Consider the following 12,573-nt stretch of genomic DNA (forward strand, 5'->3'; position numbering starts at 1 on the left):
GGTGATCGTGTCGGAACCCACGCAGCATCCCGGCAGGCCGCGGCGAGGCACCAGCGTGGCCGGCGTCCTGCGGGCCGCCGGCGTGTTCGTCGCGGGATTCGCGCTGGCCGTGACCGCGCTGCTCCCGTGGGCGGGCCTCACCGCCGAGTTCGGCATCCTCAACGCGTCGCTCACGCACGCCGTGCGCGGCGTGGACGCGGGCCCCGGCTGGTTCGTGCTGGGCGCCGGGATCGCGGCGATGCTGCTCGGCGTGCTCGGCGCGACGCGAAACTGGCTGTTCACCGGGCTGGCGATCCTGCCCGGCGCGGTGGCCGCCTTCGCGCTGGCCATGTTCCTCGCCGACCCGCGCGACCTCGTGGGCCGGCTCGACTTCCAGGTCTCCGGGCTGCTGCGGGTGCACCCGACGATCCAGTACGGCTGGTTCGCCGGCCTGCTGGCCTCGGTCGCGCTGGCCGTGCTCGCCGCCGCGGCGCTGCTGCGCCGCCGGTGACGGCCGTCAGTCGTAGAAGCCGAGACGCCGCAGCTGCTTGGGATCGCGCTGCCACTCCTTGGCGACCTTGACCCGCAGGTCGAGGTAGACGCGGGTGCCGAGCAACGCCTCGATCTGCTGCCGCGCGCGGGTGCCCACGTCCTTGAGCCTCGTGCCGCCCGGGCCGATCACGATCGCCTTCTGCGAGGGGCGCTCGACGAACATGTGCGCGTACACGTCGAGGAGGTCGTCGCGGCCCTCCCGGGGGTTCATCTCCTCCACGACCACCGCGATCGAGTGGGGCAGCTCGTCGCGCACGCCCTCCAGCGCGGCCTCGCGGATCAGCTCGGCGACCAGCACCTGCTCGGGCTCGTCGGTCAGCTCCCCGCCGGCGTACAGCGGGGGCGACTCCGGCAGCCGCTTGACGAGCACGTCGGCGAGGACGTCGAGCTGCTCGCCGCCCTGCGCCGACACCGGGACGATCTCCGCGAACTCGGCCAGCGCGGACACCGCGAGAAGCTGGTGCGCGACCTGCTCGCGGGTGGCGAGGTCGCACTTGGTGACGACCGCCACCACCGGGGTCTTCTTGACGGCGGCGAGCTTGTCGACGATGAACCGGTCGCCCTTGCCGATCGGCTCGTTGGCCGGGACGCAGAACCCGATCACGTCGACCTCGGTGAGCGTGGACAGCACCAGACTGTCCAGCCGCTCCCCCAGGAGCGTGCGGGGACGGTGGAATCCGGGGGTGTCCACGATCACCAGCTGGGCGTCCGGCCGGTGGACGATGCCGCGGATGGCCCGCCGCGTGGTCTGCGGCTTGGACGAGGTGATCGCCACCTTGGTGCCGACCAGGGCGTTCATCAGGGTGGACTTGCCGACGTTGGGCCTGCCGACGAAGCAGGCGAAGCCCGCACGGAAACCGCTCGATTCGGCGTCCACGTCAGATGTACCGGCCCTTCAGCGAACCGTCCGGGGCGGCCAGGAACAGTGTGCCGTTGCCCATGTCCTCGATGACGGCCACATCCTGCTCCGCCGGGTCGTCGGCCTCGGTGACGATCGCCGCCGCCTCCAGGGACTTCGCCCCGCTGGACACGGCCATGGCCACGGCCGCCTGGAGGGCCGAGAGCCGGAGCGAGGGCAGCGCCACCGTGGTCGCGGCGTACGTCCGGCCGGTCTCGTCGCGCACCGCGGCGCCCTCGGGGGTGCCGCCGCGCGCCCGCGCCGACCTGGCCAGCGTGATGATCTTGTTGTCCTCGGGGTCCAGCGTCTGTGTCACGCGTCAAGCGTACCGACCTCGCGGACGAGCAGCCGTGCCAGTTCGGCCGTGCGGGCGGGGTCGGGCGGGGTCAGGCCCGCGTGCACGAGCGCGATGAGCGTATGGCCGGAGCGGGCGACGACCACGTGCATCCGGTAGGGGTAGCCGCCGACCCTCCCCGACAGGGCCCGGCCCGCCGCGTCCGGCCCGCCGATGCCGGGCAGCGGCGTCCGCGCGGCCGCCAGGCGGTCGTACGGCGTGCCGCCGTCGGCCGTCGCGCAGCGGGAGACGGCGTCGCGCAGCGCGGCCAGATGCCCGGCCGCCTCGCCGCCGTCGTAGACGGCGACGCCGACCCCGGCGAGCTCGCCCGCGTGCGCGCCCTGGTAGGTGGCGGCGGCGGTGCCGCTGAGCCCCTCGCGCGGAAGCCTGCCCGCGGCCGCGTCGAACAGCAGGCGGCAGGCGCGGGCGCGGGGACGGAACGGCGGACGCCAGGGCGCCCGCGCGTGGCTGAAGAACCCGTCGGGAAGGCCGTCCATCCTGCCGAGCACGACCGGCGGACGGCTCGCGTCCGCCGGCTTGCCGGGTGTCCGGACGGCGGCGTACGTGACCGCGCCCGTGCCGCAGGCACCGGTGGACAGGACCAGGCAGCCCGCGACGGCCGCGTGGACGATGCGCATACCCGCCTCCCCGCTTTGCCGGAGGTCTTCCTTCCCCGGACCGCGAGCGGGTAATCACATTGCGTAATCAATACGGGGCTCCCACCCTGAACCGGGTGAGAGCCCCGCACCGATCACGGATCCCCCAAGGGAGGCTCCGGTGCGCCGCGAACCCCTCCCGGCGCGCCGGACTCCCCAACGAGGCGCCCCGAACCCCTTCTGAGCGCCTGGGACAACAGTGGCCGGGCGCGCTTGCAGCTCGGTTGAAAGACGCTTGCAGTCCGGGACGGCGACGCGTCACTCGTGGTCGGCGCCGGCGGCCACGACCTCATCGCCCGTCGCGAGCTCCTCGCGGCGCACGACGACCGTGCTGATCCGGTTGCGGCGTCCCGCCAGGTTCTCGGCCGTCAGGCGCAGGCCGCCGACCACCGCCTCCGAGCCCGCGATCGGCACCCGGCCCAGGGCGTGCGCCAGCAGGCCTCCGACGGTGTCGACGTCCTCGACCTCGATCTCGGTCTCGAACAGCTCGCCGAGCTCGTCGACCGGGAGCCGTGCGGTCACCCGCACCGCCCCGTCGTCCAGCCATTCGACCCGGGGGGCCTCCTGGTCGTACTCGTCGGCGATCTCGCCGACGATCTCCTCGATGACGTCCTCGATGGTGACGAGGCCGGCGGTGCCGCCGTACTCGTCGATGACGATGGCGAGGTGGATCTGCCGCGCCTGCATCTCGCGCAGCAGTTCGTCGATCGGCTTGCTTTCCGGCACGTATGTCGCGGGGCGCATGAGCTCGTCCACCCGCACGCCGCCGTCGCCGGTGTCCTGGATGCGGCGGACGATGTCCTTGAGGTAGGCGATGCCCACCACGTCGTCCTCGTTCTCCCCGACCACGGGGACGCGGGAGAACCCGCTGCGCAGGGCCAGCGAGAGCGCCTGGTTGAGCGTCTTGCCGCGCTCGATGAAGACCATGTCGGTGCGCGGCACCATGACCTCGCGCACCAGCGTGTCGCCGAGCTCGAAGACCGAGTGGATCATCTCCCGCTCGTCGGGCTCGATGACCCGGCGCTGCTCGGCCAGGTCGACGAGGTCGCGCAGCTCGGCCTCCGAGGTGAACGGGCCCTCGCGGAAGCCCTTGCCCGGGGTGAGCGCGTTGCCCAGCAGGATCAGCAGCTCGGGCAGCGGGCCGAAGATGCGGGTCAGGCCGTACACGATGGGCGCGCTCGCCAGCGCCACCGGCTCGGCGTGCTGGCGGCCGAGCGTACGCGGCATGACCCCGACGATGACGTAGCTCACCAGGATCATCACCACGGCCGCCAGGGCGTACGCCTGCCCCCGGTCGCCGAGCCAGTCGATGAACAGCAGCGTCGTGATCACCGTGGCGACGAGCTCACAGCTCAGACGCAGCAGGAGCACCAGGTTGAGGTAGCGCGGCGGGTCGGCGACGATCGCCTGCAGCCGCACCGCGCCGCGCCGGCCCTCCTTGACGAACTCCTCCGCGCGCACCCTGGAGATGCGGGTCAGCGCCGTCTCCGCGCTCGCCAGCAGGCCGCCGGCCACGATCAGGAAGACGGCGGAGAGCAGCCAGCCGTTGTTCACGGCTTACGCCGCACCTCCCGCCACGCCCCGAGCAGTTCGTCCTGCAGCCCGAACATCTCGGCGTGCTCCTCGGGCTCGGCGTGGTCGTAGCCGAGCAGGTGCAGGATGCCGTGCGTGCACAGCAGCTCCAACTCGTCCTGCGCGCTGTGCCCGGCCTCGGCGGCCTGCTTGGCCGCCACCTGGGGGCACAGCACCACGTCGCCGAGAAGCGCCGGGTCGGGGGACGCGTCCTCGTCCCGGCCGCCGACGTTGGGCCGCAGCTCGTCCATGGGGAAGGCCAGCACGTCGGTCGGGCCCGGCTCCCCCATCCACTGCTCGTGCAGCTCGGCCATCGCCGCCTCGTCGATCACCAGGATCGACAGCTCGGCCAGAGGGTTGATCCCCATCCGGCCGAGGACGTGCCCGGCCAGCTCGACCAGCGCCGACTCGTCGACCTCGACGCCGGACTCGTTGGCCACCTCGATGCTCACGGGGTCTCCTCACCCGTCATGGTCGCGCTCACCGCCGGTTGTTCCGCGGCCGCTTGTTGATCGCGCGCGGCTCGGACGCCATCGCGGCGTCGTAACGGCCGTAGGCGTCGACGATGTCGCTCACCAGCTTGTGCCGTACGACGTCGGCGCTGGTCAGCCTGCTGAAATGGATATCCTCGATGCCCTCGAGGATGTGCTGGACGACCTTCAGGCCGCTGTCCTGGCCGCCGGGCAGGTCGATCTGGGTCACGTCGCCCGTGACCACGATCTTCGAATTGAACCCGAGCCTGGTCAGGAACATCTTCATCTGCTCGGGCGAGGTGTTCTGCGCCTCGTCCAGGATGATGAAGGCGTCGTTGAGCGTCCTGCCGCGCATGTAGGCGAGCGGCGCGACCTCGATCGTCCCGGCCGACATCAGGCGAGGGATCGAGTCGGGGTCGAGCATGTCGTGCAGCGCGTCGTACAGCGGCCGCAGGTACGGGTCGATCTTCTCGTAGAGCGTGCCCGGCAGGAAGCCGAGCCGCTCCCCCGCCTCGACGGCGGGGCGGGTGAGGATGATCCGGTTGACCCGCTTGTTCTGCAGGGCCTTCACGGCCTTCGCCATCGCCAGGTACGTCTTGCCGGTGCCGGCGGGGCCGATGCCGAAGACGATGGTGTGCCTGTCGATCGCGTCGACGTACCGCTTCTGGTTGACCGTCTTCGGGCGGATGGTGCGTCCCCGCGCGGACAGGATGTCCAGGGACAGGACCTCGGCCGGACGGTCGGTGGCCTGCCGCAGCATGTGGATGCTGCGCTCGACCGCGTCGGGGGACAACTCGGCACCCGAGCCGACCAGCTCCACCAGCTCCTCGAAGAGGCGCACGACGACGCCGCTCTCCTCGGGACTGCCGGTGATCGTGATCTCGTTGCCCCGCACGTGGATGTCGGCGCTGAAGGCGCCCTCGATGACCCGCAGCAGCTCGTCACCCGACCCGAGGAGGCTGACCATCGGCTGCCCCTCGGGGATGACTACCTTGGCCTGGGTCTTGTGGATGTGCTGTGACTCGGACATGGGCGGCCCTTGCGGCCCTGATCGCCTCCCTAGTTCCCTCTCATGTTAGTGCCCTCCCTCCAATCTTTGCCCCGGCGCGTCGCCCAGAGCGGCACCTCGCCGCGTTGTCGCCCCGCCCACGAAGATTCCTCGCAGGCTCGGAATCTCCGCGGGGCCCGGGGTCGTCGCCGATGACTCCGTCATCGGCTCCTCCTCCGCCTTGCGATGCACCACTCTGGACACCGCCCCGTCCGGGCAAATCTTGTCGGTCGGGCACTGCCGCTCAGCCGGGGGGCCAGGTGAGGCCTCGGCCCCCGAGGACGTGCGCGTGGACGTGGAAGACCGTCTGCCCGGCCCCCTCCCCGGTGTTGAACACGATCCGGTACCCCGTCTCTGCCACGCCCTCCTGCACGGCCACCGCGTGGCAGGCCTTGAGCAGGTCGTCGGCGAGGCCGTCGTCGGCCGCCGCCAGCGCGGCGGCGTTCTCGTGGTGAGCCTTGGGCACGACGAGGACGTGGGTGGGGGCCTGCGGGTTGATGTCGCGGAAGGCCAGCGCCCGCCCGGCCTCAAGGACGATGTCCGCCGGGATCTCCTTGGCCACGATCTTGCAGAAGAGGCAGTCGCTCACCCGCGAAAGCCTAGCCGTCGGCGCTAGTTGATGACTGCAATGATCCCCCCGGCTAGTGTGAGTGTGCGAGACTGCACCAGAAAACCCCCCTAGTGTCGGGCGAGGACACCGCTGGGCCATGCCCCCTCATGATTCGGAAGAACGTAAACCCCCCGGGGATGACGAGCGTCCTATTGATGTGACCACCGAGACCCTCGTGGCCGACAGGTCGTTGGGGACGGTGCCCGTCGGGTGGGATGCCGACATGGCCGTGACGGCGCTCTACAGCGCTCACTATCGGTCACTGGTGCGTCTCGCCGTGCTGCTGGTGCGTGATGTGGCCAGCGCGGAAGAGGTCGTTCAGGACGCGTTCGTCGCCCTCCATGGCGCCTGGCGCAGGCTGAGAGACACCGACAAGGCACTGGCCTACCTTCGCCAATCGGTCGTGAACCGATCGCGTTCCGTGCTGCGGCACCGCGCGGTCGTCGAGAAGTACGCGCCCAAGGGGCTGCCGGACGCGCCGAGCGCGGAGAACGGCGCTATCGGTGAACTGGAGCGTTCGGCCGTCATCGAGGCGCTTCGCGGCTTACCCACCCGCCAGCGCGAGGCGCTGGTGCTGCGATACTACGGCGACCTGTCGGAGGCCGAGATCGCACACGCGATGGGGATCAGCAAGGGCGCGGTGAAGAGTCACACGGCCCGCGGCATGGCCGCACTACGGATGGCACTGGAGCAGTTCTCATGACCTTCCCGCCCGACGACGAGTACGGCGAGTTGCTCCGCCGTGCCCTGCGCGCGGAGGCGGACTCGGTCGTGCCGTCTCCCGAAGGACTCGAAATCATCCGCGGGCGGATCGACCGGCGCGGTCTGCGCGGCCTGCGGAACATGCTGTGGTGGCGCATCGGAGCGGCCGCCGCTGGGGCTGTGCTCGTGGCGGGCACGGTCGTGATGATCGTCCCCGGTCTCCGGGACCAGGTGGCGCAGTCCACGGGCATCTCCAACGCGGGCGACGAGCAGGTGGACAAGACGGATACCTCGTCGGTGAACCGGCCGCCCAACCAGGCGCCCTCGCGGCCGGTCGTGATCGTGCCCGTCACCCCGAGCCCGTCCCGCGGACGGCCCGTCCCGTCCCCGACGCACAAGGTGGGCGCGACCACCAGGCCGTCGCCGTCGCCGTCCGATCCCTGCGTCACGCCCACTCCCCGGCCCGGGGTGGTGGAGCCCGACCAGGCCCTCCCGCCGACGTGCTCGCCGACGTCGGTGACGCAGCCGCCCGTGGTGACGCCCTCGGCCTCGCGCCGTCCCTCGACGGCTCCGCCCGCGACGTCCGCGCCCCCGGTCACCCCGAGCACGACGCCCACGGAGACGGCCACGCTCGACTCGGCGACCGGGACGCCCTCGCCCTGACCCGGCCCGCCGGTCATCCTGGGGTATGACCGGTGCTCGCCCGATCACCGGGGGTCGCACCGGGAGATCGTCACACGGCCGGAGGGCGTCGCGCCTCCTCGTTGGAATCCTGATCACGCAACTGACAGCGATCAGGATCGAAAGAGGCGAGACATGCCCGAAGTGTGGCGGAAGCGGGTGGGCGCGCTCGGCGCGGCCCTGGCCCTCACCATGACGGCCGCGGTTCCGGCGTCGGCGGCCGTGACGGCGGCGCCGGGAATTTCGACGGTCACCGGGATCCGGCTCTCCCTGCCCGCCCCGTCGGGGCCGCTGCCGGTCGGCACGGTCTCCGTGCGCCTGGTGGACCGGTCGCGTCCCGACCCCTGGGTGGCCGGAGGGCCCTACCGGGAGCTGATGGCGAGCGTGTGGTACCCCGCCACCCGTGCACAGCGGCGCCCGGTGTCCCCCCACCTGCCGCCGCTGGTCGCCGCCGACCTCGACGCCACGTCGGCGCCCGTCCTCCTCGGCGTACGGCCCGGCCAGGTGGACTGGGCGGCGACCCGCACGCACGCCCGCCTGCAGGCGCCCGTACGGCCGAGGGCCGGCGGCTACCCGGTGGTGCTGTACTCACCGGGCTACATGGTCCCGCGTTCGCTGGGCACGCTCGCGGCCGAGGACCTGGCCTCGCGCGGCTACGTGGTCGTCACGGTCGACCACACCTACGAGGTGTCCGCCGTCGAGTTCCCCGGCGGGCGGCTGGAGCGGGCCAAGGCGCGGGCGGACAGCATGGCCGACGCGATGAAGGCCCTCGACGTCAGGGTGGCGGACCTGCGCTTCGTCCTCGACGTGATCAGCACCAGGCACGGCGGGCTGCCCACCTGGCTGTACAAGGCGCTGGACACCACTCGCGTGGGGGCCGTGGGCTTCTCGATGGGCGGCGCGGCGACGGCGGGCCTGATGTACGCCGACCACCGGGTCAAGGCGGGAGTGAACCTCGACGGCTCGCTGCTGGGCGAGGTGGCCGAGCGCGGCCTCGACGGCCCGTTCCTCCAGCTGGCCGCCGACGAGCGGGACGACCCCTCCTGGGAGACGTTCAGGAAGCAGCGCCGGGGCTGGAAGCGCGACCTGCGGCTCGCCGGCGCGCGGCACTACTCCTTCTCCGACCTGCAGGCGCTGGTCCCGCGGATCTCCGATCGCCTGGGCACGCCGTCCGAGATCGTCGGCACCGTCGACCCGGTCCGTTCGGTCACCGCCCAGCGTGCCTACGTGGCCGCGTTCCTCGACCTGCATCTGAAGGGCCGCGAGACTCCCCTGTTCGACGGGCCGAGACCCGCGTTCCCCGAGGTGAGCTTCCTCGGCTAGTCCTCACCAGCGGCCGCAGCGGGACAGCAGGACGGCCGCCGCGGCCACGCCCGCCGTCGAGGTGCGCAGCACCGTCGGCCCCAGCAGGGCCGGCGTGGCTCCCGCGGCCCGCAACGCGGCGATCTCCTCCTCGGTGACGCCGCCCTCCGGGCCGACGACCATCACGATGTCGCCCGGCTCCTCCGGCAGGGGCAGGCGGCTCAGCGGCTCGGCGGCCTCCTCGTGCAGCACGACCGCGAGCGCCGCCGCCGAGACGAGCGAGCCGACCGCCGCGGTCGTGGCCTGCTCGGTCACCTCGGGCAGGTGAAAGCGCCGGGCCTGCTTGGCCGCCTCTCGGGCCGTGCCGCGCCAGCGGGCGAGCGCCTTGGCGGCCCGGTCGCCCTTCCACTGGGTCACGCAACGGGAGGCGGCCCAGGGGACGATCACGTCGACCCCGGCCTCGGTCATCATCTCGACCGCGAGCTCGCCCCGGTCGCCCTTGGGCAGGCCCTGGACGACCACCAGCCTCGGCCGGGGCGGCGGGACCTCGAACCGGCGCAGCACCTCGGCGGTCAGCGAGTCCTTGCCCGCCGCCGTGACCGTGCACTCGGCCACCCGCCCCGCGCCGTCGGTCAGGTCGATCCGCTCCCCCGGCCGCAGGCGGCGTACGGCGGCGGCGTGCCGCCCCTCCGGCCCGTCGAGGACGATCGTGTCCACCGCCTGGCCGGCCGCGTCCGACAGGAACACGGGAACACTCATGCGATCAGCTCAGCGGCCGTTGAAGGCGTCCCGCAGGCGGGAGAAGAAGCCCTGCTGGCCCGGGGAGAACTTGCCGGGCGGCCGCTCCTCCCCGCGCAGCTTCGACAGCTCCCGCAGCAGCTCCTCCTGCTGCGGGTCGAGCTTGGTCGGCGTCTCGACGTTCACGTGGATCAGCAGGTCGCCCCTGCCGGTCTCGTTGAGCCGCTGGACGCCCTTGCCGTACAGGGGGATGACCTGGCCGGCCTGGGTGCCGGGCCGCACGTCGATCTCCTCGGCTCCGTCGAGGGTCTCGATCGTGATCGAGGTGCCGAGCGCGGCCGCGGTCATCGGGATGTGGACCGTACAGTGCAGGTCGTCGCCGCGCCGCTCGAAGATCTGGTGCGGTCGCTCGACGATCTCCAGGAACAGGTCGCCGGGAGGCCCGCCCCCGGGGCCGACCTCGCCCTCGCCGGCGAGCTGGATGTGCGTGCCGTCCTCGACGCCGGCCGGGATCCTGACCTTGATCGTGCGCCGGGTCCTGACCCGTCCCTCGCCCGAGCACTCCATGCAGGGGTGCCGGATGACGCTGCCGTACCCGCCGCACTGGGGGCAGGGACGGGAGGTCATGACCTGGCCGAGGAACGAACGGGTCACCTGCGAGACCTCGCCGCGCCCGTGGCACATGTCGCAGGTGTCGGGGTGGGTGCCGGCCGCCGCCCCGGAGCCCTGGCAGACCTCGCAGACCACGGCGGTGTCGACCACGATCTCGCGGGTCGTGCCGAAGGCCGCCTCAGACAGGTCGAGCTCGACCCTGATGGTGGCGTTCCGGCCCCGGCGGGCGCGGGAGCGGGGCCCCCGCGCGGCGCCCGCCGAGCCGAAGAAGGCGTCCATGATGTCGCTGAACGGGAAGCCCGCGCCGAAGCCGCCGGCCCCGGCCCCCGCGGCGGCACCGCCGAACGGATCGGCGCCCATGTCGTACATGCGGCGCTTGCCCGCGTCGGACAGCACCTCGTACGCCTGGTTGATCTCCTTGAACCGCTCCTGGGTCTCCGGATCGGGGTTGACGTCCGGATGCAACTCGCGGGCGAGACGGCGGTACGCCTTCTTGATCTCTTCCTGGCTGGCGTCGCGCCGTACGCCAAGGGTCGCGTAGTAGTCGTTGGACACTTATGACCCCGCCAGGATCTGGCCGACGTAACGCGCCACCGCGCGCACCGCACCCATCGTCACCGGATAGTCCATTCGTGTCGGGCCCAGCACTCCGAGCCGGGCCAGTTCTCTGTCGCCCGAACCGTATCCCGCGGCCACGATAGAGGTGCCGCGCAGCCCGCTGTAGGGGTTCTCGGATCCGATGCGGACGGTCAGTTCGGACAGCCCGCCGGTCTCCCCCAGCAGGCGGATGAGGACGACCTGCTCCTCCAGCGCCTCCAGCACGTCCCGCAGGCCGATGCTGAAGTCGGCGGCGGCCAGGTTGGCCGTACCGCCGAAGACGATCTTCTCCTCGTGCCGCTCCACGAGCGTCTCGAGCAGCACGGAAAGGATCGTGGCCGCCACCGGCCTGTCCTCGGGAGGCAGGCGTTCGGGAACGTCGGCCACGGTCTCCGGCACCTGGGACAGGCCGCAGCCGTCCAGGCACGCGTTGAGCACGGCCCGCAGGTTCGCGACCCGGTCGTCGGCGATGGCCTCCGGCAGGTCGACCACACGCTGCTCGACCCGCCCGGTGTTCGTGATCAGCACCAGCATGACCCGGCGCTCCGCGAGCGGGACGATCTCCACATGGCGCACCGACGACCTGGTGAGCGAAGGGTACTGCACCACCGCTACCTGCCGGGTGAGCTGCGCGAGCAGCCGCACCGTGCGCATGACGATCTCGTCGAGGTCCACGGCCCCGGCGAGGAAGGTCTCGATGGCCCTGCGCTCCGCGCTCGACAGCGGCTTGATCTGCGACAGCCGGTCGACGAACAGGCGGTATCCCTTGTCCGTCGGCACCCTTCCGGCACTGGTGTGCGGCTGGGTGATGTATCCCTGCTCCTCAAGCGCCGCCATGTCGTTGCGGATCGTCGCCGGGGAGACGCCGAGGTTGTGCCTGTCCGCCAGGGCCTTGGACCCCACCGGCTCGTTGGTGGACACGTAGTCCTCGACGATGGCGCGCAGGACGGCGAGCTTGCGGTCGTCGAGCAATGTGTCACCTCCCTGTGCCTGGAAACACCGACTCTGGCACTCTGTGTTCCCGAGTGCCAAGTGTACGGCTACCACCCCACGTGGTGCGATAACGCAGAGGGCACCAAGACGGCGCAGGGCACCAGGACAAGCGAGCTGCAAATCGACCGCAAGCCGCATGGTCGACTCTTCACCCCATGCACGAGAACCAGACCTCCGCGCCGGCCGGCGTGACCGTGCGGGTGCCCCGTCCGATGCCCCCGGCGCCGCCCGGCGCGACCTTGCGGATGCCGCACCCCTTTCCCCCGCCGTACGCCGGTACCCGGCCGATCCGGCCCCGGCTGCTGTGGATCTTCCTTTCCTGGGCGCTCTTCGTCGTCCTGCTGGTGGCGGGCGTCGGCGGGTTCGCCGGTGGCCTGTTCGCCACGCTCGGCGACGCCGCGCCCGCCACGATCTTCTCCGGCGGGCAGTCGGTGAACGTCGCGCTCGACCCCGCGGACAAGCCGGCGATCTACGCGGCCGTCGACCAGCCCACCGACGTCAGGTGCCGGCTCGGCGACGGCGCCGACGCGCGGGTGCGGCTGACCCGGCCGGCCGTCTCCCAGACCGTCACGCTGAACGGCACGACCTGGGAGCTGCTATTCGAGGCCGGCGTCCCGGAGGCGGGCACCTACCCGCTCGCCTGCGAGGGCGACGGGGCGCGGTTCGGCGTCGGCAAGCAGCTCACCGGCGGCATGCTGGTGGGCGGCGCCGTCGCGCTGCTGGCGCTGCCCACCGTCGGTTTCCTGGCCGCGCTGATCGTGACGATCGTCGTGCTCGCGCGCCGCTCCGCGGCCCGCCGTCGCATGGCGTGATTTGCTAGCGTTCC

Annotated in this window: 15 protein-coding genes; 5 read left to right on the forward strand and 10 right to left on the reverse strand. The window is 72.0% G+C overall.

From position 1 onward, the window contains the following. Positions 1-7 precede the first annotated feature (7 nt). Entirely contained in the window at positions 8-490 is a 483-nt protein-coding gene (locus ABZ860_RS31575) for a hypothetical protein (RefSeq protein WP_357227005.1), read from the forward strand. Between the two features lie 6 nt (positions 491-496). Here the strand turns inward: ABZ860_RS31575 and era are convergent, their stop codons facing one another. The 7 genes from era to ABZ860_RS31610 all read right to left on the reverse strand — a co-directional run bounded on the left by era (position 497) and on the right by ABZ860_RS31610 (position 6,101). Then, on the reverse strand, positions 497-1,408 hold the full coding sequence (gene era / locus ABZ860_RS31580; protein ID WP_357227007.1) for a GTPase Era: 912 nt from the start codon (positions 1,406-1,408) through the stop codon (positions 497-499). Between the two features lies 1 nt (position 1,409). Further along, positions 1,410-1,745, reverse strand: coding sequence for a cytidine deaminase (locus ABZ860_RS31585; protein ID WP_357227010.1), 336 nt, complete (start codon positions 1,743-1,745; stop codon positions 1,410-1,412). Beyond that, complete coding sequence (locus ABZ860_RS31590; RefSeq protein ID WP_357227012.1) at positions 1,742-2,401, reverse strand: hypothetical protein; 660 nt, start codon at positions 2,399-2,401, stop codon at positions 1,742-1,744. The genes ABZ860_RS31585 and ABZ860_RS31590 overlap by 4 nt, the downstream gene beginning before the upstream one ends. Positions 2,402-2,677: 276 nt before the next feature. Then, entirely contained in the window at positions 2,678-3,973 is a 1,296-nt protein-coding gene (locus ABZ860_RS31595; RefSeq protein ID WP_357227015.1) for a hemolysin family protein, read from the reverse strand. After that, complete coding sequence (gene ybeY, locus ABZ860_RS31600; protein WP_079312172.1) at positions 3,970-4,443, reverse strand: rRNA maturation RNase YbeY; 474 nt, start codon at positions 4,441-4,443, stop codon at positions 3,970-3,972. Before ybeY ends, ABZ860_RS31595 begins: the two co-directional genes overlap by 4 nt. Before the next feature lie 28 nt (positions 4,444-4,471). Beyond that, positions 4,472-5,494 (reverse strand): PhoH family protein, encoded by a 1,023-nt coding sequence (locus tag ABZ860_RS31605; protein WP_357227018.1) that lies wholly within the window; start codon positions 5,492-5,494, stop codon positions 4,472-4,474. Between the two features lie 262 nt (positions 5,495-5,756). Continuing rightward, the gene (locus ABZ860_RS31610; RefSeq protein WP_357227021.1) at positions 5,757-6,101 is read right to left on the reverse strand and encodes a histidine triad nucleotide-binding protein; all 345 of its coding nucleotides are present in this window, start codon (positions 6,099-6,101) and stop codon (positions 5,757-5,759) included. 244 nt (positions 6,102-6,345) lie between these two features. Between ABZ860_RS31610 and ABZ860_RS31615 the strand changes: the two genes are divergently transcribed. From ABZ860_RS31615 to ABZ860_RS31625, 3 genes are all read left to right on the forward strand, one after another. Further along, on the forward strand, positions 6,346-6,825 hold the full coding sequence (locus ABZ860_RS31615) for a SigE family RNA polymerase sigma factor (RefSeq protein ID WP_111697223.1): 480 nt from the start codon (positions 6,346-6,348) through the stop codon (positions 6,823-6,825). Then, positions 6,822-7,487: a hypothetical protein gene (locus tag ABZ860_RS31620; protein ID WP_357227024.1), complete on the forward strand. Its 666-nt coding sequence runs from the start codon at positions 6,822-6,824 to the stop codon at positions 7,485-7,487. The genes ABZ860_RS31615 and ABZ860_RS31620 overlap by 4 nt, the downstream gene beginning before the upstream one ends. Before the next feature lie 153 nt (positions 7,488-7,640). Next, positions 7,641-8,828 carry a lipase gene (locus ABZ860_RS31625; protein ID WP_357227027.1) on the forward strand — a complete coding sequence of 396 codons (1,188 nt, stop codon included), beginning with the start codon at positions 7,641-7,643 and terminating at the stop codon, positions 8,826-8,828. 3 nt (positions 8,829-8,831) lie between these two features. Here the strand turns inward: ABZ860_RS31625 and ABZ860_RS31630 are convergent, their stop codons facing one another. From ABZ860_RS31630 to hrcA, 3 genes are read right to left on the reverse strand one after another with little or no spacing between them, the layout of a single operon-like run. Then, entirely contained in the window at positions 8,832-9,566 is a 735-nt protein-coding gene (locus ABZ860_RS31630) for a 16S rRNA (uracil(1498)-N(3))-methyltransferase (protein WP_357227030.1), read from the reverse strand. Between the two features lie 9 nt (positions 9,567-9,575). Continuing rightward, complete coding sequence (dnaJ, locus tag ABZ860_RS31635; protein ID WP_357227032.1) at positions 9,576-10,712, reverse strand: molecular chaperone DnaJ; 1,137 nt, start codon at positions 10,710-10,712, stop codon at positions 9,576-9,578. Further along, positions 10,713-11,726 (reverse strand): heat-inducible transcriptional repressor HrcA, encoded by a 1,014-nt coding sequence (gene hrcA, locus ABZ860_RS31640; protein WP_357227035.1) that lies wholly within the window; start codon positions 11,724-11,726, stop codon positions 10,713-10,715. Positions 11,727-11,902: 176 nt separating this feature from the next. Between hrcA and ABZ860_RS31645 the strand changes: the two genes are divergently transcribed. Beyond that, entirely contained in the window at positions 11,903-12,559 is a 657-nt protein-coding gene (locus ABZ860_RS31645; protein WP_357227039.1) for a hypothetical protein, read from the forward strand. Positions 12,560-12,573 lie beyond the last annotated feature (14 nt).

This window comes from Microbispora sp. NPDC046973 (genome assembly GCF_040644495.1).
In the GTDB taxonomy this organism is placed as follows: Bacteria; Actinomycetota; Actinomycetes; order Streptosporangiales; family Streptosporangiaceae; genus Microbispora.